Here is a 24,760-nt window from a genome sequence, read left to right as displayed (position 1 = left end):
CGCCGTTACCGCGAGCCCTTCAGATGCCTGCGCCAAACCGAGTAAAAAACTGATGTCCACCACCTGGCATGTCCTGGGAGCCGGCAGCCTCGGCACGTTATGGGCGACGCGCCTGGCCCGGGCCGGGCTGCCGGTTCGGCTGGTGCTGCGCAATGAGCAGCGCCTGCAGGCTTATCGCGAGGCCGGCGGCCTGACGCTGGTGGAACAAGGCCAGGCGCAGTGTTATCCGGTGCCCGGCGAAACCGCCCAGGGCCCCGAGCCCATCAAACGGTTGTTGCTGGCGTGCAAGGCCTACGACGCGGAAGCGGCCGTGGCCTCGGTGGCCCATCGCCTGGATGCCGAATCGGAGCTGATCCTGCTACAGAATGGCCTCGGCAGCCAGGACGCCGTGGCGAACCGCGTGCCCCAGGCGCGTTGCATCAGCGCCTCCAGCACTGAAGGCGCGTTTCGTGATGGCGATTGGCGCGTGGTATTCGCCGGCCACGGCTTCACTTGGCTGGGCGACCCGGCCCAGCCGGTGGCGCCGGTCTGGCTGGATGACTTGAGCGCGGCGGGCATTCCCCATGAATGGAGCGCCGACATCCTCACTCGCCTGTGGCGCAAGCTGGCCCTCAATTGTGCGATCAACCCACTCACCGTGCTGCACCATTGCAAGAACGGTGGCCTGCAGGAACACCGCTGCGAAGTGGCAACCCTCTGCGCCGAACTCACTGACCTGCTCGAACGCTGCGGCCAGCCGGCGGCAGCCGAAGACTTGCAGATGGAAGTCGAACGGGTGATCCAGGCCACGGCCGCCAATTACTCTTCGATGTACCAGGACGTCGCCAACCTGCGGCGCACCGAAATCAGCTATCTGCTTGGCCATGCTTGCGCGGTTGCCCAGCGGCATGGCGTGGCGGTGCCGCATCTCGGACAAATGCGCCAGCGACTGATTGCCCACCTGGACAACCTTGGATTGCCCAGCGACTGAGCAGCGGCTACGCTGGCCCTCGTGTTCCTTGTTAGCGACGAGTCCGATGCCATTGCGCCAGCGCCTTGAAAATCTCCCGGTCGGCCAGAAACTGCTGGCGGCCCTGTTGGTGTTGTTGACCACGGTTTTGCTGGTGGCCAACCTGACCTTCATCAGCGCGGCCTATTATATTTCCCAGGAAAGCATGGCCCCCCAGGCCTTGCAGACCATTGGCCGACTGGTGGCCAACCCGAGCCTGATCGCCGACGCGCTGCAATCGCCGCAAAGCGCCCAACGCCTGCTCGATGAGCTCAACAGCTATGCCCCACTGCGGGCAGCGGCACTCTATGATGGACAAGGCGAGCGCCTGGCCCAACTGCAACAAGGCGAGAAGCTCAAGCTGCCGGAGCATTTTCGCCATATGCAAACCTGGCAGGCCGGCGAGTTCCGCAGCAATCAGGTCATCACCCTGCCCCGCCCCGGCACGACACCGGGCCACCTGTTGCTGGTCGCCAGCAGTGAGTTGCCCACCGCGTTCTACACCGGCACCCTCACCGCCAGCCTCGGCATCCTGATCTTCAGTGTGCTGCTGTGGCTGGTCATTGCCCAGCAGATCAAACGACTGATCACCCAACCGATCCACCAGCTCGAAGAGCTGTCGCGCCAGGTGACCCGCGAGGAAAACTATTCCCTGCGCGCCGCCCGGGGCAACCACGACGAAATCGGCAGCCTGGCCGAAGCGTTCAATACCATGCTGTCGCGGATCGAAGCCCGCGAGCAGCAACTCAAGCGCGCCCGCGACGACTCCCAGGCCGCCTATGACCAGGCCCAGGGTCTGGCCGAAGAAACCCGTCACACCAACCGCAAGCTGGAATTGGAAGTCCAAGTGCGCAGCAAGATCGAGAAAAAACTCACGGGCTTTCAGAACTACCTCAACAGCATCATCGACTCCATGCCATCGGCCCTGATCGCCCTCGACGAACAGCTCTACGTCACCCAATGGAACCAGGAAGCCAGCGCACTCTCCGGCACACGATTGGACGAAGCGCTGAACCAGCCGATCTTCCTCGCCTTCGAGCCGCTGAAGCCGTACCTGCCGCAGCTCAAGCAGACCGTCGAGCAGCACACGGTGGCGAAGATCGAACGCGTGACCTGGACCAAGGACGACGAAGCGCGGCATTACGCCCTCACCTTCTACCCACTGATGGGCGGCGCCGGGCGTGGCGTGGTGATCCGCATCGACGACATTACCCAGCGCCTGTCGCTGGAAGAAATGATGGTGCAATCGGAAAAGATGCTCTCGGTTGGCGGTCTCGCGGCGGGCATGGCCCATGAAATCAACAACCCGCTGGGGGCGATCCTGCACAACGTGCAGAACATACGCCGGCGCCTGTCCGCCGAGCTGCCCAAGAACCTCGAGCAGGCCGAGCAGTTGGGCATCGAGTTGCCGTTGGTCAACCGTTACCTGCAAAGCCGGGAGATCCCGCAACTGCTGGACGGCATCCAGCAGGCCGGCGCGCGAGCCGCAAAAATCGTCACTCACATGCTCAGCTTCAGCCGACGCAGCACCCGGCAAATGGCCCCCTGCGACTTGCCTGCCTTGATCGACCAAGCCGTGGAAATCGCCGGCAACGACTTCGACCTGGCGATCGGTTTTGACTTCAAGGGCCAGGCAATCATCCGCCAGTTCGACCCGAACCTGGGCCCGGTGCCGGGCACCGCCAACGAACTGGAACAGGTATTGCTGAACCTGCTGAAGAACGCCGCCCAGGCGATCCACCAACGGCAGGACGACAGCGAACCCGGGCGCATTATCCTGCGCACGCGGTTGAATCCACCGTGGGCAGAGATCCAGGTCGAGGACAACGGCATCGGCATGAGCGAGAACGTGCGCAAACGCACCTTCGAGCCGTTTTTCACCACCAAGGAAATCGGCCAGGGCACGGGCCTCGGGCTGTCGGTGTCGTATTTCATTATCACCAACAACCACAAGGGCCAGATGGAAGTGCAATCAGCGCCAGGCCAGGGCACTTGCTTCACCCTGCGCCTGCCCCTCGCAGGCACTTCGATCGTGGCCCAGGAACATAAGCAAGTGGAGCGCTGAACAATGGGTTTTCGCCTGTCGAAGATTTACACCCGCACCGGTGACAAAGGTGAAACCGGGCTGGGGGATGGTCGCCGCGTGGCGAAGGATCATCCACGGGTCGAGGCGATTGGCGAGGTGGATACCTTGAACAGCCAACTGGGGCTGCTATTGGCCGGCCTGGCCGAAGAAACAGCTCGGCATCCGGCGCTGGGGGAAGTCATTGCAGTGTTGGCGCCTTGTCAGCACCGGTTGTTCGACTTGGGTGGTGAACTGGCGATGCCGACCTACCAAGCCTTGAACGTGACGGAGATCGAGCGTCTGGAAGCGGCGATCGACCTGTGGAACGAGGAGCTGGGCCCTTTGGAGAACTTCATCCTGCCCGGTGGTTCTTCCTTGATCGCGCAAGCTCACGTCTGCCGAGCCCTGGCCCGTGGTGCCGAGCGTCGCTGCCAACAGTTGAACGCGGTGGAGCCGTTGGCCGGCCCGGGGCTGGCCTATATCAATCGGCTGTCGGACCTGCTGTTCGTGGCCGCGCGGATCATCGCCCGGCGGCAGGGGGTGGCAGAGGTGCTTTGGGAGGCGGCGGCCAAGCCTGGGGAGTGAGGACGGCGATCCAACGAAGAGGCCAGCAGTCACACCGAGGCATCAAGCCTCTGGCCAAAACGCCCGAATCCCCGCCACACCCTGCGCCCCGGTCTCCCAGGCTTTTTGCCGCTCGCCAGGCCCTACCCCACCCAACAGGTAAACCGGCCTGTCGAAGCCGTCGATCAACCGCGCCGCCTCTGCCCAGCCCAACGGTTGGGCATCGGGATGAGTCTGGGTCGGTTGCACCGGCGAGAGCGTCACGAAGTCCACATCCATCTGCTGCGCCAGGGCCAATTCCTCGGCGTCATGGCACGAGGCCGCAAGCCAGCGATCCTTGCCGAACGGTCGACCGGCCGCCGCGTGCTTGCGCAGTTGCGCGGCAGTGATGTGCCAGCCGGCGGAAGGAAAATCCCCCAGCCATTCGAACGGCCCCTTGAGCATCAGCTGGGCCTTGCCGGCACACAACCCCACCGCATCCACCGCCAGGTCGCGGTATTGCGGGTCGTAGCCGTTGGGCGCACGCAGCTGGACCAATTTGATCCCGCCCGCAATTGCCTTTTGCAAACCGCGCAGCAAGGCCGGGGTTTCCAGGCCATCAGGTGTGATCAGGTATTCACCCGGCAAACGTGCCGCCGCGACGATCGGCTGGTTGGCCGCCGGAAACTCGTAGTTCGTCAACTCACGGGCCGTCACCCAGGCCAACGGCTGACCTTCGGCACCGTGGGGCTCGCCACTGAACGCCGAGACTTCCCAGACATCCAGCAAGACCTGTTTGTCGGGGTAGTCATGGCGCACCTTGATCAACGGCCGTGCAACGTCGACGACAATGCCCAGTTCCTCGTGAAGTTCACGGGCCAGGGCCGTTTCGACGGATTCATCAGCCTCGACCTTGCCGCCGGGAAATTCCCACAGGCCTCCCTGGTGTTGGGTGTCGGCCCGACGGGCAATCAGGATTTTGCCAGCGGCGTCACGAATGACCGCCGCCGCCACATGAATTCGTTTCACCGCACTATTCCTCAGCATTCATGGAGTCGGTACCGGCACCCTCGCGAGCAGGCCCGCTCCCACAGCGATTTGTTGAGCGACATCAAACGTGTTCACAACGCAGTTCCACTGGGGGAGTGAGCTTGCTCGCGATAGGAGCGACTCGGTCTCAAGTCCGATATTCAGCGTTGATCTTGACGTACTCGTGGGACAGGTCGGTCGTCCAGATGGTTTCACTGCAATCACCCCGTCCCAGCTCGATACGGATGGTGATTTCTTCCTGTTGCATCACCGCCGCGCCTTGGGCTTCGGTGTAGGTTGCGGCGCGGGCGCCTTGGCTGGCGATGCAGACTTCGCCGAGGAACACGTCGATCTTGCTCACGTCCAGCTCAGGCACGCCGGCACGGCCCACGGCGGCGAGGATCCGGCCCCAGTTCGGGTCGGAGGCGAACAACGCGGTCTTGATCAGCGGCGAGTGCGCCACGGTGTAGCCGACGTCCAGGCATTCCTGGTGATTGCCACCGCCGTTGACCTGCACGGTGACGAACTTGGTCGCGCCCTCGCCGTCACGGACGATGGCCTGGGCCACTTCCATGCACACTTCGAATACGGCCTGCTTCAGGGCCGCGAACAGCGGGCCGCTGGCTTCGGTGATTTCCGGCAGGTTGGCCTTGCCAGTGGCGATCAGCATGCAGCAGTCATTGGTGGAAGTGTCGCCGTCGATGGTGATGCGGTTGAACGACTTGTTGGCGCCGTCGAGCATCAGGTCTTGCAGCACTTGGCGCGAAACCTTGGCGTCGGTGGCGATGTAGCCGAGCATGGTCGCCATGTTCGGGCGGATCATGCCGGCGCCTTTGCTGATACCGGTGACGGTGATGGTCACGCCGTCGTGCTGGAATTGGCGGCTCGCGCCCTTGGGCAGCGTGTCTGTGGTCATGATGCCGGTGGCGGCGGCGGCCCAGTTGTTTTCCGAAAGGTCATCGAGCGCGGCTTGCAGCGCGCCTTCGATCTTCTCGACCGGCAGCGGTTCGCCGATGACGCCGGTGGAGTAAGGCAGCACCTGGCTGGCATCGACGCCCGTCAGTTCGGCCAGCTTGGCGCATGCACGCTCGGCGGCAGCCAGGCCTGGCGCGCCGGTGCCGGCGTTGGCGTTACCGGTGTTGGTCAGCAGGTAACGCACCGCCCCTTGCACGCGTTGCTTGGCCAGGATCACGGGCGCGGCACAAAACGCGTTGAGGGTGAACACGCCTGCCACCGTCGAGCCTTCGGCGCAACGCATGACCACGACATCCTTGCGCCCGGGGCGCTTGATGCCCGCCGAGGCAATACCGAGTTCAAAACCGGCAACCGGGTGCAACGTCGGCAACGGACCAAGACCAACAGCCATGAATGCGCTCCTCATAAAATTATTTCAACACCGCCTTCATCAAGACGGCGGATCAAATGGCAAAACGCCGCGACAGGGGTAACCTGCCGCGGCGCGGGTCGTTCAGCGTTGAAACGGGGTTATTGGATCTGCCCGTGGCAATGCTTGTATTTCTTGCCCGAACCGCAGTAGCACAGTTCGTTACGGCCCAGCTTCTGCTCGTTGCGCACCGGCGCGGTGGCCAGGGCCACATCCACATCGACGCCCTCTTCCATCGCCTGGGCCACTTCCAAGCCTGGGGCTTCGGCATGTTCGAACTGCATGCGGGCGGCCAACGCTTCGGCTTCCTGACGCAGGCGAGCCTCTTCTTCGGCCGGATCTTCGCGGCGCACCTGGACGTGGGACAGGACACGAATCGAGTCGCGCTTGATCGAATCCAGCAGCTCGGAGAACAGCGTGAAGGACTCGCGCTTGTATTCCTGCTTCGGGTTCTTCTGGGCGTAACCGCGCAAGTGGATACCGTGGCGCAGGTGATCCATGGTCGACAGGTGGTCTTTCCACAAGTCGTCCAGCACGCGCAGCACGATTTGCTTCTCGAAGGAGCGCAGCGCCTCGGCGCCGGCCTGGTCTTCTTTCTCGTTGTACGCGGCGATCAGTTCGGCCAGCAACTTCTCGCGCAGGGTTTCCTCATAAAGATGATCGTCTTCGTCGAGCCACTGCTGGATCGGCAACGACACGCCAAAATCGCTGCGCAGGGCAGCTTCCAACCCTGCGACGTCCCACTGTTCCGGCAGCGACTGCGGAGGGATGTGGGCGCTGACAGTCGCGTCGAGCACTTCGCGGCGGAAATCGGCGATGGTTTCGCCAATGTCGTCGGCGGCCAACAGGCTGTTGCGCATGTGATAGATCACTTTACGCTGCTCGTTGTTGACGTCGTCGAACTCCAGCAGTTGCTTGCGAATATCGAAGTTGCGGCCTTCGACCTTGCGCTGGGCCTTTTCGATGGCGTTGGTCACCATGCGGTGTTCGATCGCCTCGCCCGGCTGCATGCCCAGGGCCTTCATGAAATTCTTCACCCGGTCGGAGGCAAAGATGCGCATCAGGCTGTCTTCGAGCGACAGGTAGAAGCGGCTGGAGCCGGCGTCACCCTGGCGACCGGCGCGGCCACGCAACTGGTTGTCGATACGACGGGATTCGTGACGCTCGGACGCGATCACCTGCAAGCCGCCGGATTCGAGCACCTGCTGGTGACGCTTCTGCCAGTCAGCCTTGATCTGCGCGATCTGCTCGGGGGTCGGGTTTTCCAGGGAAGCGACTTCCACTTCCCAGTTGCCGCCCAGCAGGATGTCGGTACCACGACCGGCCATGTTGGTGGCGATGGTCAGCGCACCCGGGCGACCGGCCTGGGCGATGATCTCGGCTTCCTTCTCGTGGAACTTGGCGTTGAGGACCTTGTGCTCGATGCCTTCCTTGTTGAGCAGGTTGGACATGTGCTCGGAGGTTTCGATGGTGGCGGTACCCACCAGGATCGGACGGCCCTGGGCCATGCCTTCCTTGATGTCGTTGATGATCGCCGCGTATTTCTCTTCGGCGGTCAGGAACACCAGGTCGTTGTAGTCTTTGCGCGCCAGCGGCTTGTTCGGCGGGATCACCACCACTTGCAGGCCGTAGATCTGGTGGAATTCGAACGCTTCGGTGTCAGCGGTACCGGTCATGCCTGACAGCTTGTTATACAGGCGGAAGTAGTTTTGGAAGGTGGTCGACGCCAGGGTTTGGCTCTCGGCCTGGATGTTCAGGCCTTCCTTGGCTTCGATGGCCTGGTGCAGGCCTTCGGACAGGCGACGGCCCGGCATGGTGCGGCCGGTGTGTTCGTCAACCAGCACGACCTGGCCGTCCTGCACGATGTATTCGACGTTGCGATGGAACAGCTTGTGGGCGCGCAGGCCGGCATAGACGTGGGTCAGCAGGCCCAGGTTATGGGCCGAGTACAGGCTTTCGCCTTCAGCCAACAGGCCGACGCGGGTCAGCATCTCTTCGATGAACTGGTGGCCGGATTCGTTGAGTTCGACCTGGCGGGTCTTCTCGTCGACGGTGTAGTGGCCGGGCTGGGTGACTTCGCCTTCCACTTCTTCGACGTGCAACGTGAGCTGCGGGATCAGCTTGTTGATCTCGATGTACAGCTTGGAGCTGTCCTCGGCCTGGCCGGAAATGATCAGCGGCGTACGGGCTTCGTCGATGAGGATGGAGTCGACTTCGTCGATCACGGCAAAGTTGAGTTCACGCTGGAATTTTTCTTCCATGCTGAACGCCATATTGTCGCGCAGGTAGTCGAAACCGAATTCGTTGTTGGTGCCGTAGGTGATGTCCGAGGCGTAGGCGGCGCGCTTCTCTTCCGGCGGCTGGAACGGCGTGACGACGCCGACGGTCAGGCCGAGGAATTCGTAGAGCGGGCGCATCCAGTTGGCGTCGCGACGGGCCAGGTAGTCGTTGACCGTCACCACGTGCACGCCCTTGCCGGACAATGCATTGAGATATACCGCCAGCGTAGCCACGAGGGTCTTGCCCTCACCGGTGCGCATTTCGGCGATCTTGCCTTCGTGCAAGGTCATGCCGCCGATCAACTGGACGTCGAAGTGGCGCATACCCATGACCCGCTTGCCGGCTTCGCGGCAGACCGCAAAGGCTTCGGGCAGGATCTGGTCAAGGGTTTCGCCCTTGGCGATGCGGTCCTTGAATTCGGCAGTCTTGGCGCGTAACTGATCGTCCGAAAGGGCCACCATTTGCTCTTCGAAGGCATTGACGATCTGTACCGTCTTGAGCATGCGCTTGACTTCACGCTCATTCTTGCTTCCAAAAAGTTTCTTTAACAAAGGCGCAAACATATCGGCAGGATCTTCCACACTAAAGGGATGGAGGGCGGCCCCGTGAGTCGCCCGTGCAGCCCTCATGGCCGCATGCGAACGAGCATTCTACCCGGAAACGATGGTGAGGAAAGTGGCGTTATTCCACGATGCTGGCACAGCGCTGTGACGGGGCCTCATTAAAATAAGGGCTTTTACGCGAACTTCAACCCACAAAGCGCATAAGTTACCCATTGATTGTGTGGATAAAAGCCGCTGGGCGACAGGGCCACGGCGCATCCGGCGCTTTCTGCTACCATGGCGCCTTTGTCATTTCGCGGTATTTCATCCATGGCCTTCCGCCCTCTTCCAGCCAAGGCACCCGCCGTTCTGCTGCGCGAAGCCAAGCCGCTGAAAGCCATTTTCGGCCACGCCCGGCGCCTCGGCCATCTGCAACGCCTGCTGGACAGCCAGTTGCAACCCGCCGCGCGCGAGCACTGCCACGTCGCCTCCTGGCGCGAAGGCAGTTTGTTGCTGATCGTCACCGACGGCCACTGGGCCACGCGCCTGCGTTATCAGCAGAAGCGCTTGCTGCGCCAACTCCAGGCGTTCGAGGAATTCGCCAACCTGACGCGCATCCTGTTCAAGGTACAGCCGCCTACCGTACAGGGCGGCGCCAAGGGACATACCCTGGACCTGTCCACTGACGCGGCCGCGACCATCCAGGCCACCGCCGACGGCATCAGCGATCCCAACCTGCGGGCAGCGCTGGAGCGATTGGCGGCGCATGCGCGCCCCAAGGAATGAGATTCTCCTGACCTGCCAGACCGCCTTCGCCAGCAGGCTCGGTCCCACAGCAAGTCCATAGCGGACAATATGTTCGTGTTCGACGCAGATCCCTTGCGGGAGCGAGCCTGCCCGCGAGGGGCTCGACTCGCTCTGGATTGATTACCGCCGCTTGCTGCCGCCCAACAACGACCCCATCAACCCCCGCACCAATTGCCGGCCCAATTGATTGGCCGCCTGGCGCATCGCCGACTTCAGTGCCTGGCCCGCCGCGGTGCCGAGGAATTCCCCGGCCTGTTCGGTGAAGCTCGGCTCGTCCGCCGCCGGCTTGCCCGGTGCCGCTTCGGCCTGGGGCTCCAGCCCCTTGCGGCCCATCAACACTTCATAGGCCGACTCACGGTCAATGGGCTTGTCGTAGCGCCCCTGCAACGACGAACTGGCGATCAACCCGGCGCGCTCGGCGTCGCTCAACGGCCCGATACGCGACTGCGGTGGCGCCACCAGTACGCGCTGGACGATTTCCGGGGTGCCTTTTTCTTGCAGCGTGCCGACCAGGGCTTCGCCGATGCCCAGTTCGGTGAGTACCGCCAACGCATCGAATTGCGGGTTCGGTCGGAAGCCCTCCGCCACCGCCCGCAGGGATTTCTGTTCCTTGGCGGTAAACGCTCGCAGGCCGTGCTGGATGCGCAATCCCAACTGCGCCAGCACATCGTCCGGCAAATCACCTGGCGACTGGGTCACGAAATAAACCCCGACCCCCTTGGAGCGGATCAACCGGACAACTTGCTCCAGCCGATCCTGCAGCGCCTTGGGCGTACCGGCAAACAACAGGTGCGCCTCGTCGAAAAACAGCGCGAGCAAAGGTTTGTCCGCGTCGCCGCGCTCGGGCAGTTGCTCGAATAATTCGGCCAGCAGCCACAACAGGAACGTTGCGTAGACCTTCGGCGCCTCATGGACCAGGCGGCTGGCGTCCAGCAGATGAATACGGCCGCGGCCATCGCTCGCCGGCTGCAGGATGTCTTCGAGTTGCAGCGCCGGCTCACCGAACAAGGCGTCGGCGCCTTGCTGTTCCAGCGTGGACAAGCGTCGCATCAGCGCCTGGCTGGAACCCGTGGTCATCAGGGCCGCATCGTCGCCAAGCAGTTCGGGGTTGTCCTTGAGGTGATTGAGCAGCGCCTTCAAGTCTTTCAGATCCAGCAACAACAGCCCCTCGCGATCGGCAACCTTGAACGCCGCATACAACGCCGATTGCTGGCTGTCGGTCAGCTCCAACAGGCTGCCGAGCAACAACGGTCCCATCTCACTGAGGGTCGTGCGTAGCGGATGGCCCGATTGGCCATGAATGTCCCACAAGGTCACTGGATATGCCTGGGGCTTGTGGCCGAGCCAAGGCATGCCGGCAATGCGCTCGGCGATCTTGCCCTGGGGAGCGCCGGCAGCACCGAGGCCGCACAGGTCGCCCTTGATGTCCGCCGCGAACACGGCCACGCCGGCGTCACTGAACATCTCGGCCAGGCGTTGCAGGGTGACGGTCTTGCCCGTGCCAGTGGCACCCGCCACCAGTCCATGGCGGTTCGCCAGGCGCATGGCCTGGGCGACAGGTTGGCCGGCAAGGTCGGCCCCGATAATGAGTTGCGATGAGTCAGGCATTTCGTCACCCGTGGTGTTTGCGATATGAGGCCATTTTGCGCGCTTATATAAAAGCATGCCCAGCGCTTCAAGACCCTGGCGCCTGGAATAATAGTCTGAGAACCAGGACAGGCCTCTTCGCGCCCCACCACAACCCCAACCGAACATCTATTCTTACTAAAGGTCAACACAGGAGAACACAGACCGGAGGGACGTTCATCGTGCATATAGCGGACATCACCATGTTCTACGCCCCCGCCAGCGGCGGCGTGCGCACCTACCTGGACGCCAAGCACCGGCGCCTGGGCAATCGGCCCGGTATTCGCCATAGCCTGTTGGTTCCCGGTGCGCACTTGAGTGAACAGGACGGCATCTACAAAGTACCCGCCCCTCCGCTGCCCTTCGGCAAGGGCTATCGCTTTCCGCTGCGCCTGGCGCCCTGGCGCAATGTCCTGCGCGATCTGCAGCCTGACCTGATTGAAGTCGGCGATCCGTATCTGACCGCCTGGGCCGCCCTCGATGCCCGGCGACAACTCGATGTCCCCGTCATCGGTTTCTATCACTCCGACTTGCCACTGCTGGTCAGCAACCGGATGGGAAGTTGGTTCACCCCTAACATCGAAGCCTACGTCAGCAAGTTATACGGCAACTTCGACCGAGTCCTGGCGCCGAGCCAGGTGATGGCAGACAAGCTGACCGGGCTGGGCGTGAAGAATGTCTATGTACAACCCTTGGGCGTAGACCTTCAAACCTTCAACCCCGCCGCCCGCGACCCTGAACTGCGGGCAGAGCTGGGCATCGCCGAAGACGCGCGGCTGCTGATTTTCGCAGGCCGTGGTTCCAAGGAGAAAAACCTGCCGGTGCTGCTCAAGTGCATGAAACGCCTGGGCGAGCGCTACCACTTATTGCTGGTCGGTTCTTCGATGCCGGCCCTGGTGCCGGACAACGTCACGGTCATCGACGAATTCTGCCCGGCGCCCCAGGTCGCCCGGCTGATGGCCAGCGCCGACGCGCTGCTGCATGCCGGCGACCAGGAAACCTTTGGCTTGGTGATCCTCGAAGCGATGGCCAGCGGCATTCCGGTAGTGGCGGTCGCTGCGGGCGCGTTCAGCGAAATCGTCCAGGAAGACTGCGGCCTGCTGTGCACGCCAGACAACCCGCAGGCCATGGCCAACGCCGTGCGACAACTGTTCGCCGAAGGGTGTGCGCAGCGCGGCGCCAGCGCACGCCGGCATGTGGAGCGGCATTACGCCTGGGACTCGGTGGTCAATAGCCTGCTGGGCCATTACTACAGCGTGCTCGGCGCAGAGATGCCGCTGTTGGCCAATGGTTGAGGCGACACCCATGGCAATGAACCATGCCCCCAGCCTGCTGTTGGTACTGCATGACGTCGCGCCCCAGACATGGCCGGACTACCAGCCCTTCGTCGAAGCCGTCGACGCCCTTGGCCAGATCCCGATGACCTGGCTGGTGGTGCCGGACTTCCATCATGCCAATGCGCTGGACGACCATCCCGGCTTCAGGCGCCTGCTCGACAGCCGGGTCGAGCGCGGCGATGAATTGGTCTTGCACGGCTACTACCACTGCGATGACGGCCCGCCTGCCATCCATCCCAAGGACTGGTTCATGCGCCGGGTCTACACCCATGAAGGCGAGTTCTATGGGTTGTCGCAAGAGGCCGCCCTCACCCGCCTGCGGGCCGGTATCGACATGTTCCAGCGGTATCGATGGCCACTGGAAGGTTTTGTCGCGCCGGCCTGGCTGATGAGCGAAGGCACCCGGCACGCCTTGCGCCAGTTACCCCTGAGCTACACCAGCGATACGCAGCACCTCTACCGCTTGCCTGATTTCACCCGGATCGATGCGCCGGGCCTGGTGTGGAGCGCCCGCAGCGCCTGGCGCCGGGGCCTGTCGAAGATCATCAGCGACCAGCGCGAGCAACGCTGGCGCCAGGCCCCGGTGATTCGCCTGGGGCTGCATCCGGTGGACATGCGCCATGGCTTTTCCCGGGATTATTGGCTGCGCACCCTGGAGCGCTTGCTCGAGGACGGACGCACGCCGATGACCAAGGCCGGATGGCTGGCGACCCAGGGCCTGCGGGTCGGCAGCGCCGCATGAAACGATTGATCTGGCTGGTCGCCGCCCTGCTCATCGCGCTGCTGGTGCCGATGCTGGTGGGCGGCGGGGAAATGTGGTCGCGGGTGCAGCGTTTTCCGTTGTCGCTGTTGCTGGCCATGCTTGGCATGATCGTGCTGTGCTGGGGGCTGAACTCGCTGCGCCTGCGTTTGCTGCTGGGTGAACATCGCGGGCGCATCGGCGCGATCAAAAGCATGGGCGTGGTGATGTCCACCGAGTTCGCCATGTGCGCGACGCCCGGCGGCAGCGGTGGACCGTTGGCGCTGATGGCCCTGCTGGCGCGCAACGGCGTGCGCCCGGCCCACGGTAGCGCAGTGTTCGCGATGGATCAGTTGAGCGACCTGCTGTTTTTCTTGTGTGCGTTGCTGGGCATCCTGTTCTACGCGCTGTTCCAGAATCTCAGCCAGCGTATGGAGTGGATGCTGGCGTTGAGCGCGATTTCGTTATTTGGTGGCCTGATCTGCTGTGCCCTGGTCGCTCGCTACCATCGGCGGCTGATTCTGCTGGGCGCCCGGCTGCTGCGCCATCTGCGGGTGAAAGCCAGCACCCGGCGACGGTGGGGACGCAAGATCCTCAACTTCCTGGCAGCGTTCACCGATACGTTGAAGTTGCCTCGAATGACACTTTTCCAGGTGTTCGGCCTGACTTGCCTGCACTGGGCACTGCGCTACAGCGTGCTTTACCTGGCGTTGAAAGGATTGGGGGCGGATCTGCAATGGGCCTGGAGTTTCCTGATCCAGATGCTCTCCCTGAGCGCAGGGCAGTTCAGCCTGCTGCCGGGCGGCGCCGGAGCGGCGGAATTGACCTCGGCGGCGCTGCTGGCACCCATGGTGGGGAAATCCACCGCAGCGGCGGCGATCCTGATCTGGCGGGCGGTGACCTATTACTTCTATCTGCTGGCCGGCGGGCCGGTATTTTTCCTGATGGTCGGGCGACCGTTGATCAAGAAGCTGATCAGGCTCAGGCAGGCCTGACCGTTTACCGCTTGGGTTCGGAGTCGTCCTGGGGCTTCTCGTTCAGCTCTTTCCAGAGTTTCGCAGCGTCGGGAAACTCCGTGCCATCCTCGGGGTTCAGCGCGTCGGGATCGAAACGGCTCAGGCAGCCCTCGCCCACGGTTGGCGGCGCTTTAGCGGTCGCTTTGTCCAAGGGATCGGCCATGGTTCTACGTGCTCCTCAAGGCTAATCGTGGCGAGCGAGCTTGCTCCCTCGCCACAGGATTTCGCGTTGGATCAGAATACGACGGTCTTGTTGCCATGCACCAATACGCGGTCTTCAAGGTGATAACGCAAGCCGCGCGCCAGCACCATTTTCTCCACGTCGCGACCGAATCGCACCATGTCTTCGATGCTGTCGCTGTGGCTCACACGCACCACGTCCTGCTCGATGATCGGGCCGGCGTCCAACTCTTCCGTCACGTAGTGGCAAGTCGCGCCGATCAACTTCACACCCCGCATCGAAGCCTGGTGGTACGGCTTTGCGCCGACGAAAGACGGCAGAAAGCTGTGGTGGATGTTGATGACTTTGTGCGCGTATTCGCTGCACAGGGACGGTGGCAGGATTTGCATGTAGCGGGCCAGCACCACTACCTCGGCATCATGCTGCTTGACCAGGCGCGAGACTTCGGCGAATGCCGGTTGCTTGTCCTGCGGATTGACCGGTACATGGTAGTAAGGAATGCCGTGCCATTCGACCATGCTGCGCAGGTCGTCATGGTTGGAAATCACGCAGGCGATGTCGCAATCGAGCTCATCGCTGTGCCAGCGGTGCAGCAAGTCAGCCAGGCAATGGGACTCGCGACTGGCCATCAGGACGACGCGTTTTTTCTGCGCGGTATCGGTGATGCGCCAGTCCATCGAGAACTCTTCGGCAATCGGGGCGAAGGCCTCGCGAAAGGCTTCTATGCCGAAGGGCAGCGAGTCGGCGCGGATCTCGTGGCGCATGAAAAACCAGCCACTCTGATTGTCCGAATGATGGCTTGCTTCAGTGATCCAACCGTTATGGGACGCCAGAAAGTTACTGACTTTAGCAACGATACCGACGCGGTCCGGGCAAGCGATCACCAGCCGAAAAGTGCGCATTAGGGGAACTCCAGAACTTTCGCAAAGGCCGCCATTCTAGCCACTGCGCGGCAAAACTGCAGTACTGATGACACATCCGCCCCCTGCGTGATCAGCCAAGGCTGGGAAATGGCCCGGCCTTCGGCGGCAGCGCTATATCTGTGAACTGATGTCAGGGCGCGCCTTGTTAGTTGTTGCGCCGCCAATTTCGTGGCACTGCACTATTTAATTAAAGAAACACGGCTTAAATGTTTACTTGATGAAACTGTCTGATTACTATTGCTTCACTGTCTCCTTGTCTTCCGTGTCCTACATAAGGTAGTCCCCATGTCCCTGATCAACGAATACCGTGCTACAGAAGAAGCAATCAAAGAACTGCAAGCCCGCCTGAAAAATCTGTCCGAAGACGACAAACTGCAAAAAGAACTGGAATTCGAAGGCAAACTGCGCACTCTGATGGGCGAATACTCCAAGTCCCTGCGCGATATCATTGCCCTGCTGGATCCAGAAGCCAAGTCGGGCAAAGCCCCTCGTGGCGCAGTAAAGACCACCGGCACCAAGCGCGCCCGTAAAGTTAAGCAATACAAAAACCCGCACAATGGCGAAGTCATCGAAACCAAAGGTGGCAACCACAAGACGCTGAAAGAGTGGAAAGCCAAGTGGGGCGGTGACGTAGTAGAAGGCTGGGCAACCCTGCTGGGCTAAGCCTCGCCTGCCGGCACCGCGCTTACGCACGGAGCTTGCAAAGCAAAAAACGCCAGCAATTGCTGGCGTTTTTTTATGCCTTCGTTTTTATCTAGCCGCTTGAATCACACTGGCGCGGCTCAGAGGCTAAAACGTTTGCGCAATTGTTGGCTGTAGGCTTGCCATTGCATCAGTACGTCTTGCTGCAAAGACGTAGATAGCCCCATCCACTCTGTCATCGCCTCATCAAAATTGTCCAACGTATTAGGTGCGCCCCACTCCGAGGATGACAGGCGCTGCTGGCAAAATAGTTTCCAGCGTTCCTGTTCTTCTGGGTCCAAGGTTTCCGGAAAGTTGCGCGCACGATATCGAAACAATAATTCCGGCAATCGTTCATCGTCGAAAGGCCATTGTCCTTGCGCCAATTGAGCCGGGTCCGCCATGCGAACTTGTTCACATAAACGACGGTCACGGTCGCCCAGGAACCCTGCATATAGTTGCTGCTCGGGATCCTCGCTGGCCGCGAAGTCCTCCTGCCCATAAATGATGTGAAGTTTGTCTTGCCACACCTGCTGTGCGTCACTTAGCCGCAGCGCTCGCTCACGCACGCCCTCCATGTCCAGCTGCAGCCGTAGTTGGTCTTCGGCGCGCAGGACGGCCAGTGGCGCAACCACCGGGCACTTGTTGATGTGGATGAGTTTGAGGGGCACCGGCAGCTCACCGTCGAGCAGCTCCTCGCGACGGGTGTACAAGCGTTGACGCAGGCTTTGCGCGTCATGATCGAGCAAGCCCTGGGGATCCAGGTGCAAGTCGCAGACGATCAGGGCATTGCGGTTCTTAGGATGCCAGGCCAGCGGCAACACCACGCCGATGTAGTTTCGCGCCGCCGAGAAGCGCCCGGAGATGTGCACCATCGGTTGCAAAAGGCGAATCTGATCCATCACCTTCTGTTTGCTACGCAGCTGGAACAACCAATCATAGAGGCGGGGTTGTTTGTCGCGGATCAACCGGGCCAGGGCAATCGTCGCGCGCACATCCGAAAGCGCGTCATGGGCCTGGCCATGGTCGATGCCGTTGGCCGCCGTCAGGCGTTCGAGCTTGAGGGTGACGCGCCCCTCCTCCTGCGGCCAGACGATGCCCTCGGGGCGCAACGCATAGGCGGCGCGCACCAGGTCGATCAGGTCCCAACGGCTGTTGCCGCCCTGCCATTCCCGTGCATAGGGGTCGAAAAAATTCCGATACAGGCTGTAGCGGGTCATTTCATCGTCGAAGCGCAACGTGTTGTATCCCGCGCCACAGGTCCCGGGGGCAGCCAATTGCGCGTGGACGCGGGTCATGAATTCGGCTTCGCTCAAGCCTTTTTCAGCCAGTTGCGCCGGGGTGATGCCGGTGATCGCGCAGGCCGCTGGATGAGGCAGGATGTCATCGCTGGGCCGGCAGTAAAGGTTCACCGGCTCGTCGATCTCGTTGAGGTCGAAATCGGTACGGATCCCCGCCACTTGCAAGGGGCGGTCGCACCGCGGGTTGATGCCGGTGGTTTCGTAGTCGTACCAGAAGATGGAAGTCACGGGGTGTTCCTGGGTTGGGGACTGGCGAAGTCTAGGGGGTCGAACCCCGCCCCCGCCAGCACTCTGGCCTTGAATCATGTTGCAGGCCATGAAATGACATACTCGGCCATATCGTGCGCCCGCCCGAAGACTGCTAGCATCTGCGCCGAGATCGAACGTTCGAACGGCCCATCACAGGTTGCCCATGCTCGAGACACCAGCACTGCAAAGGAACGCGCCGCTGCCGCCGCCACTGGACACGCGCTACCAGGTCGAGACGCCCGAAGGCATCGACCTTCCGCTGCGCCCGGCGGGCCTGATGCCCCGTGCGCTGGCCTTCGCCATCGACTTGGGAATACGCGGGCTGGTGCTCGGCCTGTTCTTCCTGATCCTGGCGTTCTTCGGCGAACTGGGAATCGGCCTGGGCTCGATCCTGCTGTTCATCGTCAGTTGGTGGTACATGGTGCTGTTCGAAGTGCTGAACCAAGGCCGCTCCCCCGGCAAGCAAATGATGGGGTTGCGCGTGGTGCAGGACGACGGCAGGCCTATCGGCTGGTCAGCTTCATTGATCCGCAACCTGCTGCGCTTCGTCGACATGCTGCCATTCGGCTACACCTTCGGGGCGATCTGCTGCCTGCAACATCCGACCTTCAAGCGCCTGGGCGACCTGGCCGCAGGCACGCTGGTGGTTTATCGCGAGCAACCGGTCAAGCGTCCCGAGTTGCCATTGGCCCGGCCGCTGCATCCACCTTTTGCCCTGGCATTGGTCGAACAGCGCGCCGTGCTGGGTTTCGCCGAGCGTCAGGCACAATTGTCCGACGCCAGGGCCGCGGAACTGGCTGCGATCCTGGCCGCGCCATTGAAGGTTCACCCCACCGGCGCCGTTGCTGAGCTCAATGGCATCGCCCGCGGCCTGCTGGGGCCGACATGAAGCAAAGCCAATTCGAAACTCGCCACCAAGGAGAATGGGAGCACCTGTCCCGCTTGCTCGACCAACTGGAGCGCCGCCGCAACGTTGCCCAGAGCGGCGACTTCCCACAGGCCTATCGACGGCTTTGCCATCATTTGGCGCTGGCCCAGGCGCGGGGCTACAGCAGTTTGCTGGTGGACACCTTGCAGCAACTGGCGCTACGCGGCCACCAGCAACTCTACCGGGACCGGAGTCGGCCGACGGCGAGCTTGTCAGCGTTCATCCTTGCCGGTTTCCCACGCCTGGTTCGGGCGCAATGGCGATTCGTACTCGCGTCCGGCCTGATGTTCCTCGGCAGCCTGGCCGGCATCGGGTTGTTGGTCTACCTGTATCCGGAACTGGTCTACAGCCTGCTGGGCGTCGATGAAGTCAGCCAGATCCGCAGCATGTACGACCCGGCGGCCGGACACCTGGGACGCTCGGTCGAGCGGGCCGCCAGTGAGGATTGGGTCATGTTCGGCTATTACATCATGCACAACATCGGCATCGCCTTTCAGACCTTCGCCAGTGGCTTGTTGTTTGGCCTGGGCAGTGCGTTCTTCCTGTTCTTCAACGGCCTGACCATCGGCGCTGTAGCCGGACACCTGACCCAGATCGGCTCCGGCGGGACGTTCTGGTCATTCGTGATCGGCCATGGCGCCTTCGAACTCACCGCCATTACCCTGGCCGGTGCCGCGGGCCTGCAACTGGGCTGGTCGCTGATTGCACCGGGACGCCTCACCCGGGGCGAAGCCTTGCGACTCGCCGCGGGCAAAAGCGTCTTGATCATCGGCGGCGTTATCCTCTTCCTGCTGATCGCCGCGTTCATCGAAGCCTATTGGTCCTCCAGCGCCGTGACACCGGCCACCAAATACACCGTCGGCGCGTTGCTGTGGCTGCTGGTGCTCGGTTACCTGCTGTTTGCCGGGCGAGGCCAGCATGCGCCTGAGTGACGTCACGGTAGCGATCCGCCCACGCACCACCTGGGAAGCCATGGACCTCGGCGTGCTGATGGCCCAGCAGCACCGACGGCTGCTGATGACCAGTTGGGCCATCGTCACGCTGCCGGTGTATGCACTGCTGACCCTGTTGCTGTGGGACTCGCCCTCGCTGGTGGTGTTTTTGTTCTGGTGGTTGAAACCAGCGTTCGAGCGCCTGCCGCTGTATATCTTGTCCAAGGCGCTGTTTGGCGAGACGCCCACCTTGAAACAGGCCTTGCGCCAATGGCCGGCGCTGCTCAGGCCGCAGTTGCTGGCCAGCCTGACCTGGCGCCGGCTGAGCCTGAGCCGCAGCTTCCTGATGCCCGTCGTGCAACTCGAAGGGCTGGCCGGCGAGGAGCGCCAGCAGCGCCTGCGGGTGCTGCTGCAACGCAACGGCGGCGCGGCGCAATGGTTGACCATTCTCGGTGTTCACTTGGAAACCGTCTTGTGGTTCGGCCTGATGGCCCTGTTCTATCTGTTCGTGCCGCAACAAGTCGAACTGGAATGGGACTGGCAGACCCTGATCGCCGTCGCCGAGCACGAGTGGCTGTGGCTTGAACACCTGCTCAATTTCCTTTATCCGCTGCTGTTGATTATCTGGGAGCCGATCTACGTCGCCTGCGGTTTCAGCCTCTACCTGAATCGGCGCACCCTGCTCGAAGCCTGGGACATCGAACTGGTGTTCCGCCGCCTGCGCCAGCGCCTGGGCGCCGCAGCGCCGGCCCTGGCGCTGCTCGTCCTGACGCTCCTGCCGCTGGCGCCGCCCACCTGGGCCGCCGAGGACGATACCGCTCCCGACAGCGCTCGCCTGCTCAACCAGCCCCTCACCAGCGAAGCCTCCCGCGAACGCATCAAGGCGATCCTCGACGCACCACCCTTCAAGAACCAGGAAACCGTGACGCGCTATCGTTTCGGCGAAGAAGCCCCCGAGCCAGCCGAAACCGAGGAAGCCCCCGGCTGGCTCAAATCGATGTTCAACTGGAGCGCGAAACGCTTCGAAACGATCGCCGCCATCATCCAGGCGCTGCTCTGGGCCGCCCTGCTGGGCGCGATTGCCTGGCTGGCCTGGCACTATCGTGAAAGGCTCAAGGCGCTCGCCAACTACCGGCCAACCAAACGCCTGCCGGTGGAGCGCTCCGCGCCGGCACGGATGTTCGGCCTGGATATCCGCGAAGAGAGCCTGCCGGACGATGTCGCGGCCAGCGCCGAGCAGTTATGGTCCAGCGCGCCGCGAGAAGCGTTGGGCCTGTTATACCGAGCGCTGCTCAGCCGTTTGCACCACGAATTCAATATGGCCCTCAAACCCGCCGACACCGAAGGCCAGGTGTTGCAACGGGTTGAGCAGCTCCAGCGCGAATCACTGATGACGTTCAGCAGGAACCTGACGCTGCACTGGCAGAACATCGCCTATGGACACCGCCCTCCGCCCGCCCATCTGCAGCAGGAACTGTGCAATGGTTGGCGCGAACTGTTCGGCCCGGGAGCGCCCCGATGAGCCGCAGCACCGGATGGTTGATGGCTGCAGTCGGCGCCGCGCTGACCTGCGCATTGGCGATCTACCTGTACCTGAAGGCCGTGCCCTATCAGGAAACCATCGAGCACGGCCCGTCCCCCGAAGCCCAGGCCAACCCTTACCTTGCCGCGGAACAATTCCTGCGTCAGCAAGGCCTCAACGTCGAACATGCCAACGGCCTGGACGTGCTCCCCACCCTCGAACCGCACCAGCGCAGCCTGCTGCTGTTGGGCGAACGCAGCAACATGACGCCACGGGACGTCGACCAACTGATGAACTGGACCCGCGCCGGCGGGCGCCTGCTGTTCGTCGCCGAGGCCCTGTGGGACGACAGCACGGGCAGCAGCGGCGACCTGCTGCTGGACCGCGTGCGCCTGCGCCAACTGCTGAGCAAAGACCTCCAGGAACCGGATCCCAAGCTCATCAAGGATCCCTATCCCAAACTGACCAAGCTTTACCTGGAGGACGAAGAGGCGCCGGCCTATATCGGTTTCGACACCGACTTCCACCTCGAAGACCCGCTGAACCTCGCCCAGGCCTGGGCCAACAGCGCGGTGGCGACCCACTTGATGCAACTGAACCACGGCCTGGGCACGATCACCGTGCTCACCGACGCCGAACTGTGGAAAAACGACCAGATCGACCAGTACGACAACGCCTGGCTGCTCTGGTACCTGAGCGCCGATTCCGACGTCACCCTGCTGTTCAATACCGACCACGACAACTTGCTGGCCCTGCTGCTGCGCTACTTTCCCCAGGCATTGGTGGCACTGCTGGCCTTGGTCGGGCTGTGGCTGTGGCGATCGGCGGTGCGCCATGGCCCATTGCAACAGCCCGCTCCCAAGGCGCGACGCCAACTGCAAGAGCACCTGCAAGCCAGCGCCGCCTTCCAGTTGCGTCACGACGGCCAGCAACACCTGCTGCACAGCCTGCAGCAGGACGTGCTGCGCCGGGCGCGCCAGCTTCATCCAGGTTTCGAACAATTGGTCGTCGCCGAACAATGGCAGGTGCTTGCCCGCCTGACCCGTCAACCGACGCGAACCATCAGCCAGGCCCTCAGCCCTCGACCGAAACAACGCTTGTCCAGCGCCGACTTCTGCCGCCAGGTCGCCCTTTTGCAAACCCTCAGGAATGCGTTATGACTGAACAGAACGAACCCTCAGACAGCCAGGCCCATGCCGCCCAGCAACGCCAGCGCGCCAGCCAGCTGGCACAGGCAATTCGCACCGAACTGCACAAGGCCGTGGTCGGCCAGGCCGCGGTGATCGACGATGTGCTTACGGCACTGATCGCGGGCGGTCATGTCCTGCTCGAAGGCGTTCCCGGGCTGGGCAAGACGCTGCTGGTGCGCGCGCTGGCCCGCTGTTTCGGCGGCGAGTTCGCACGCATTCAGTTCACCCCGGACCTGATGCCCAGCGACGTCACCGGCCACGCGGTGTACGACTTGCAGAGCGAGCAATTCAAGCTGCGCAAGGGGCCGGTGTTCACCAACCTGTTGCTGGCCGACGAGATCAACCGCGCGCCGGCCAAGACCCAGGCGGCACTGCTCGAAGCCATGCAGGAACGCCAGGTTACCCTCGAAGGCCGCGCATTGCCGATCACCCAGCCGTTCATGGTGCTCGCCACCCAGAACCCCATCGAACAGGAAGGCACCTACCCGCTGCCGGAGGCCGAGCTCGACCGTTTCATGCTCAAGGTGCGCATGGATTATCCCGACGCCGACCAGGAGCTGAACATGGTGCGTCAGGTCAGCCGCTCGACCCGCGCCGACATGCTCGATGTGCAACCGTTGCGCACGGTGCTGCAAGCCAAGGACGTGCAAGCGCTGCAACGCATCGCCAGCGACCTGCCGATGGACGACCAGGTACTCGACTACGCCGTGCGCCTGGCCCGGGCCACCCGCACTTGGCCAGGCCTGACGATCGGCGCCGGACCTCGCGCCTCGATTGCACTGGTGCGTTGTGCCCGCGCCCGGGCGTTGTTACGCGGGGGCGAGTTCGTGGTGCCGGACGACATCAAGGGCTGCGCCCTGGCCGTGCTGCGCCATCGCGTACGGCTGGCGCCGGAGCTGGACATCGAAGGGCTTTCGGTGGACCAGGTGCTGGGGCAGTTGCTCGATCAAGTCTCGGCGCCAAGGTTGTGAATGCCGTGTCCTTGCACACGTTCGCCTGGCCAACGCAGTCCTCTGTGGCGAGGGAGCTTGCTCCCGCTGGGCCGGTCCGACGCTTCGGGCGAAGCATCCCCCAGGTTTTATCTGATACACCGCCAGGGGAGGCTGCGCCTCTAGCGGGAGCAAGCTCCCTCGCCACGGGGATTTGCGCAGCCGAGATGTTGCGATGAAACCCTCCCGCCTGCTCTTGATCTGGCTCGCGATCCTGCTGGCCGTCGGCATTGTCCTGGGCGCCTTGCGCGCGCTGGGCCTCGCGGTGCCCCCAGCGCTGCTCTCGATCAATTGGGGTTTGCTGCTGGCCCTGCTGGCCTTGTCGATTCTCGACGCCGTACGCGCCCGCCGCCTGCCCTCGCCCCGTGTCCAGCGGCAGCTGCCCGGCAGCCTGGCCCTCGGCCGCTGGAGCGAAGTGCGCCTGGAAATCAGCCACGATCTCGCCCAGCCACTGGACATCCAGATTTTCGACCACGTACCCCACGGCCTGGATTTCGAACACCTGCCGCTGTCAGCCGAACTGCAACCCGGCCAGCTCACCCGGCTCGGCTACCGCGTCCGCCCGCTCAAGCGCGGCCACTTCAGCTTCGAACACTGCGAAATCAACTTGCCCAGCCCGATGGGCCTGTGGACCGACAAACGCCTGCTGACGGCTCTCGACAGCACCCGCGTCTACCCGGATTTCGCCAGGCTCTACGACGGTCAATTGCTGGCGGTGGACAACTGGCTCAGCCAACTCGGCATCCGCCAACGGCAACGCCGCGGCCAGGGCCAGGAATTCCATCAGCTGCGCGAATTTCGCGAAGGCGACAGCTTGCGCCAGATCGACTGGAAAGCCACCGCCCGCCACCGCACACCCATCGCCCGGGAATACGAAGACGAACGCGACCAACAGATCATCTTCATGCTCGACTGCGGTCGGCGCATGCGCAGCCAGGACGACGAGCTGTCGCATTTCGACCATGCCCTCAACGCCTGCCTGCTGCTCAGCTACACCGCCCTGCGCCAGGGCGATGCCGTGGGCCTGAGCACCTTCGCCAGCGAACAACCGCGCTACCTCGCCCCGGTCAAGGGCACAAACCAGCTCAACGTGTTGCTCAACAGCGTCTATGACCTCGACAGCAGCCAATACCCCGCCGACTACCCGGCCGCCGTCACCCAATTGCTGGCCCGACAGAAACGCCGCGCCTTGGTGGTGCTGGTGACCAACCTGCGGGACGAGGACGATGAGGAACTGCTGGTCGCCGTCAAGCGCCTGGGCCAACGGCATCGGGTGTTGGTGGCGAGCCTGCGCGAAGAAGCGCTAGACCGATTGCGCCAGGCGCCGGTGCAAACCTTGCCCGAGGCGTTGGCTTATTGCGGGACGGTGGATTATTTGAATGCGCGGGCGACGTTGCATGAGCGCTTGAGCGCCCACGGAGTGGCGGTGTTGCAAGCTCGGCCCGGGGAGCTGGGGGCCGAGCTGGTGACGTTATATCTGGGGTGGAAGAAGGCGGGTGATTTGTAGA

At 62.8% G+C, this 24,760-nt stretch carries 21 protein-coding genes; 14 read left to right on the top strand and 7 right to left on the bottom strand.

Features of this window, described 5'->3' with window-relative positions; all coding sequences use genetic code 11:
* Positions 1 to 52 precede the first annotated feature (52 nt).
* Genes VQ575_RS05825 through VQ575_RS05815 form a run of 3 tightly spaced genes read left to right on the top strand, consistent with a single transcriptional unit; the run spans position 53 to position 3,638 of the window.
* Positions 53 to 970, top strand: a complete 918-nt coding sequence (locus tag VQ575_RS05825) for a putative 2-dehydropantoate 2-reductase (RefSeq protein ID WP_039591685.1) — start codon at positions 53 to 55, stop codon at positions 968 to 970.
* 46 nt (positions 971 to 1,016) lie between these two features.
* Positions 1,017 to 3,053 (top strand): sensor histidine kinase, encoded by a 2,037-nt coding sequence (locus VQ575_RS05820; protein ID WP_039591684.1) that lies wholly within the window; start codon positions 1,017 to 1,019, stop codon positions 3,051 to 3,053.
* 3 nt (positions 3,054 to 3,056) lie between these two features.
* Positions 3,057 to 3,638: a cob(I)yrinic acid a,c-diamide adenosyltransferase gene (locus tag VQ575_RS05815; RefSeq protein ID WP_198723827.1), complete on the top strand. Its 582-nt coding sequence runs from the start codon at positions 3,057 to 3,059 to the stop codon at positions 3,636 to 3,638.
* A gap of 42 nt (positions 3,639 to 3,680) precedes the next feature.
* Here the strand turns inward: VQ575_RS05815 and VQ575_RS05810 are convergent, their stop codons facing one another.
* The 3 genes from VQ575_RS05810 to secA form a co-directional block, all read right to left on the bottom strand.
* Positions 3,681 to 4,625, bottom strand: coding sequence for a Nudix family hydrolase (locus VQ575_RS05810; protein ID WP_039591682.1), 945 nt, complete (start codon positions 4,623 to 4,625; stop codon positions 3,681 to 3,683).
* 148 nt (positions 4,626 to 4,773) lie between these two features.
* Entirely contained in the window at positions 4,774 to 5,991 is a 1,218-nt protein-coding gene (gene argJ / locus VQ575_RS05805; protein ID WP_325919257.1) for a bifunctional glutamate N-acetyltransferase/amino-acid acetyltransferase ArgJ, read from the bottom strand.
* A 119-nt stretch (positions 5,992 to 6,110) separates the two neighbouring features.
* Positions 6,111 to 8,852, bottom strand: coding sequence for a preprotein translocase subunit SecA (gene secA, locus VQ575_RS05800; protein ID WP_045156754.1), 2,742 nt, complete (start codon positions 8,850 to 8,852; stop codon positions 6,111 to 6,113).
* Positions 8,853 to 9,161: 309 nt separating this feature from the next.
* Between secA and VQ575_RS05795 the strand changes: the two genes are divergently transcribed.
* Positions 9,162 to 9,617, top strand: coding sequence for a DUF721 domain-containing protein (locus tag VQ575_RS05795; RefSeq protein ID WP_039591678.1), 456 nt, complete (start codon positions 9,162 to 9,164; stop codon positions 9,615 to 9,617).
* Positions 9,618 to 9,758: 141 nt separating this feature from the next.
* Here VQ575_RS05795 and VQ575_RS05790 read toward each other — a convergent pair whose 3' ends face one another.
* Positions 9,759 to 11,246, bottom strand: a complete 1,488-nt coding sequence (locus VQ575_RS05790) for a helicase HerA-like domain-containing protein (protein ID WP_039591931.1) — start codon at positions 11,244 to 11,246, stop codon at positions 9,759 to 9,761.
* 221 nt (positions 11,247 to 11,467) lie between these two features.
* On the opposite strand from VQ575_RS05790, the gene VQ575_RS05785 reads away from it, so the two are divergent.
* Genes VQ575_RS05785 through VQ575_RS05775 form a run of 3 tightly spaced genes read left to right on the top strand, consistent with a single transcriptional unit; the run spans position 11,468 to position 14,335 of the window.
* Entirely contained in the window at positions 11,468 to 12,559 is a 1,092-nt protein-coding gene (locus tag VQ575_RS05785) for a glycosyltransferase family 4 protein (protein WP_039591677.1), read from the top strand.
* Between the two features lie 10 nt (positions 12,560 to 12,569).
* A complete protein-coding gene (locus VQ575_RS05780; protein ID WP_411829934.1) occupies positions 12,570 to 13,343 on the top strand; it encodes a DUF2334 domain-containing protein in 774 nt (257 codons plus the stop codon).
* On the top strand, positions 13,340 to 14,335 hold the full coding sequence (locus VQ575_RS05775) for a lysylphosphatidylglycerol synthase transmembrane domain-containing protein (RefSeq protein WP_325919254.1): 996 nt from the start codon (positions 13,340 to 13,342) through the stop codon (positions 14,333 to 14,335). The genes VQ575_RS05780 and VQ575_RS05775 overlap by 4 nt, the downstream gene beginning before the upstream one ends.
* A gap of 4 nt (positions 14,336 to 14,339) precedes the next feature.
* Here VQ575_RS05775 and VQ575_RS05770 read toward each other — a convergent pair whose 3' ends face one another.
* Together VQ575_RS05770 and purU are read right to left on the bottom strand one after the other, a co-directional pair.
* On the bottom strand, positions 14,340 to 14,519 hold the full coding sequence (locus tag VQ575_RS05770; protein ID WP_325919253.1) for a hypothetical protein: 180 nt from the start codon (positions 14,517 to 14,519) through the stop codon (positions 14,340 to 14,342).
* A gap of 71 nt (positions 14,520 to 14,590) precedes the next feature.
* On the bottom strand, positions 14,591 to 15,439 hold the full coding sequence (gene purU / locus VQ575_RS05765; RefSeq protein WP_039591673.1) for a formyltetrahydrofolate deformylase: 849 nt from the start codon (positions 15,437 to 15,439) through the stop codon (positions 14,591 to 14,593).
* A 306-nt stretch (positions 15,440 to 15,745) separates the two neighbouring features.
* On the opposite strand from purU, the gene mvaT reads away from it, so the two are divergent.
* Entirely contained in the window at positions 15,746 to 16,123 is a 378-nt protein-coding gene (mvaT, locus tag VQ575_RS05760) for a histone-like nucleoid-structuring protein MvaT (protein ID WP_039591672.1), read from the top strand.
* A gap of 119 nt (positions 16,124 to 16,242) precedes the next feature.
* On the opposite strand, the gene sbcB is transcribed toward mvaT, so the two are convergent.
* Positions 16,243 to 17,670, bottom strand: coding sequence for an exodeoxyribonuclease I (gene sbcB, locus VQ575_RS05755; protein ID WP_325919252.1), 1,428 nt, complete (start codon positions 17,668 to 17,670; stop codon positions 16,243 to 16,245).
* Between the two features lie 184 nt (positions 17,671 to 17,854).
* Here sbcB and VQ575_RS05750 point away from each other — a divergent pair, with 184 nt between their 5' ends.
* From VQ575_RS05750 to VQ575_RS05725, 6 genes are all read left to right on the top strand, one after another.
* Complete coding sequence (locus VQ575_RS05750) at positions 17,855 to 18,580, top strand: RDD family protein (RefSeq protein WP_045156759.1); 726 nt, start codon at positions 17,855 to 17,857, stop codon at positions 18,578 to 18,580.
* A complete protein-coding gene (locus VQ575_RS05745) occupies positions 18,577 to 19,551 on the top strand; it encodes a stage II sporulation protein M (protein WP_045156802.1) in 975 nt (324 codons plus the stop codon). The genes VQ575_RS05750 and VQ575_RS05745 overlap by 4 nt, the downstream gene beginning before the upstream one ends.
* Complete coding sequence (locus tag VQ575_RS05740) at positions 19,538 to 21,073, top strand: DUF4129 domain-containing protein (protein ID WP_325919251.1); 1,536 nt, start codon at positions 19,538 to 19,540, stop codon at positions 21,071 to 21,073. Before VQ575_RS05745 ends, VQ575_RS05740 begins: the two co-directional genes overlap by 14 nt.
* A complete protein-coding gene (locus tag VQ575_RS05735; protein WP_198723815.1) occupies positions 21,070 to 22,233 on the top strand; it encodes a DUF4350 domain-containing protein in 1,164 nt (387 codons plus the stop codon). Before VQ575_RS05740 ends, VQ575_RS05735 begins: the two co-directional genes overlap by 4 nt.
* Positions 22,230 to 23,234: an AAA family ATPase gene (locus tag VQ575_RS05730; RefSeq protein ID WP_045156762.1), complete on the top strand. Its 1,005-nt coding sequence runs from the start codon at positions 22,230 to 22,232 to the stop codon at positions 23,232 to 23,234. The genes VQ575_RS05735 and VQ575_RS05730 overlap by 4 nt, the downstream gene beginning before the upstream one ends.
* A gap of 193 nt (positions 23,235 to 23,427) precedes the next feature.
* Entirely contained in the window at positions 23,428 to 24,759 is a 1,332-nt protein-coding gene (locus VQ575_RS05725) for a DUF58 domain-containing protein (RefSeq protein WP_325919250.1), read from the top strand.
* Position 24,760 lies beyond the last annotated feature (1 nt).

This window comes from Pseudomonas frederiksbergensis, from assembly GCF_035751725.1.
Taxonomy (GTDB): Bacteria; Pseudomonadota; Gammaproteobacteria; order Pseudomonadales; family Pseudomonadaceae; genus Aquipseudomonas; species Aquipseudomonas frederiksbergensis_A.
The sequence above is the reverse complement of the archived record's forward strand: the minus strand, read 5'-3'. Positions and strand labels throughout refer to the sequence as shown.

Coding starts and splice junctions, on each gene's coding strand:
- VQ575_RS05825 (WP_039591685.1), top strand. CDS start 53: ATGTCCACCACCTGGCATGTCCTGGGAGCCGGCAGCCTCGGCACGTTA.
- VQ575_RS05820 (WP_039591684.1), top strand. CDS start 1,017: ATGCCATTGCGCCAGCGCCTTGAAAATCTCCCGGTCGGCCAGAAACTG.
- VQ575_RS05815 (WP_198723827.1), top strand. CDS start 3,057: ATGGGTTTTCGCCTGTCGAAGATTTACACCCGCACCGGTGACAAAGGT.
- argJ (WP_325919257.1), bottom strand. CDS start 5,991: ATGGCTGTTGGTCTTGGTCCGTTGCCGACGTTGCACCCGGTTGCCGGT.
- secA (WP_045156754.1), bottom strand. CDS start 8,852: ATGTTTGCGCCTTTGTTAAAGAAACTTTTTGGAAGCAAGAATGAGCGT.
- VQ575_RS05795 (WP_039591678.1), top strand. CDS start 9,162: ATGGCCTTCCGCCCTCTTCCAGCCAAGGCACCCGCCGTTCTGCTGCGC.
- VQ575_RS05790 (WP_039591931.1), bottom strand. CDS start 11,246: ATGCCTGACTCATCGCAACTCATTATCGGGGCCGACCTTGCCGGCCAA.
- VQ575_RS05785 (WP_039591677.1), top strand. CDS start 11,468: ATGTTCTACGCCCCCGCCAGCGGCGGCGTGCGCACCTACCTGGACGCC.
- VQ575_RS05780 (WP_411829934.1), top strand. CDS start 12,570: ATGGCAATGAACCATGCCCCCAGCCTGCTGTTGGTACTGCATGACGTC.
- VQ575_RS05775 (WP_325919254.1), top strand. CDS start 13,340: ATGAAACGATTGATCTGGCTGGTCGCCGCCCTGCTCATCGCGCTGCTG.
- VQ575_RS05770 (WP_325919253.1), bottom strand. CDS start 14,519: ATGGCCGATCCCTTGGACAAAGCGACCGCTAAAGCGCCGCCAACCGTG.
- purU (WP_039591673.1), bottom strand. CDS start 15,439: ATGCGCACTTTTCGGCTGGTGATCGCTTGCCCGGACCGCGTCGGTATC.
- mvaT (WP_039591672.1), top strand. CDS start 15,746: ATGTCCCTGATCAACGAATACCGTGCTACAGAAGAAGCAATCAAAGAA.
- VQ575_RS05750 (WP_045156759.1), top strand. CDS start 17,855: ATGCTCGAGACACCAGCACTGCAAAGGAACGCGCCGCTGCCGCCGCCA.
- VQ575_RS05745 (WP_045156802.1), top strand. CDS start 18,577: ATGAAGCAAAGCCAATTCGAAACTCGCCACCAAGGAGAATGGGAGCAC.
- VQ575_RS05740 (WP_325919251.1), top strand. CDS start 19,538: ATGCGCCTGAGTGACGTCACGGTAGCGATCCGCCCACGCACCACCTGG.
- VQ575_RS05735 (WP_198723815.1), top strand. CDS start 21,070: ATGAGCCGCAGCACCGGATGGTTGATGGCTGCAGTCGGCGCCGCGCTG.
- VQ575_RS05730 (WP_045156762.1), top strand. CDS start 22,230: ATGACTGAACAGAACGAACCCTCAGACAGCCAGGCCCATGCCGCCCAG.
- VQ575_RS05725 (WP_325919250.1), top strand. CDS start 23,428: ATGAAACCCTCCCGCCTGCTCTTGATCTGGCTCGCGATCCTGCTGGCC.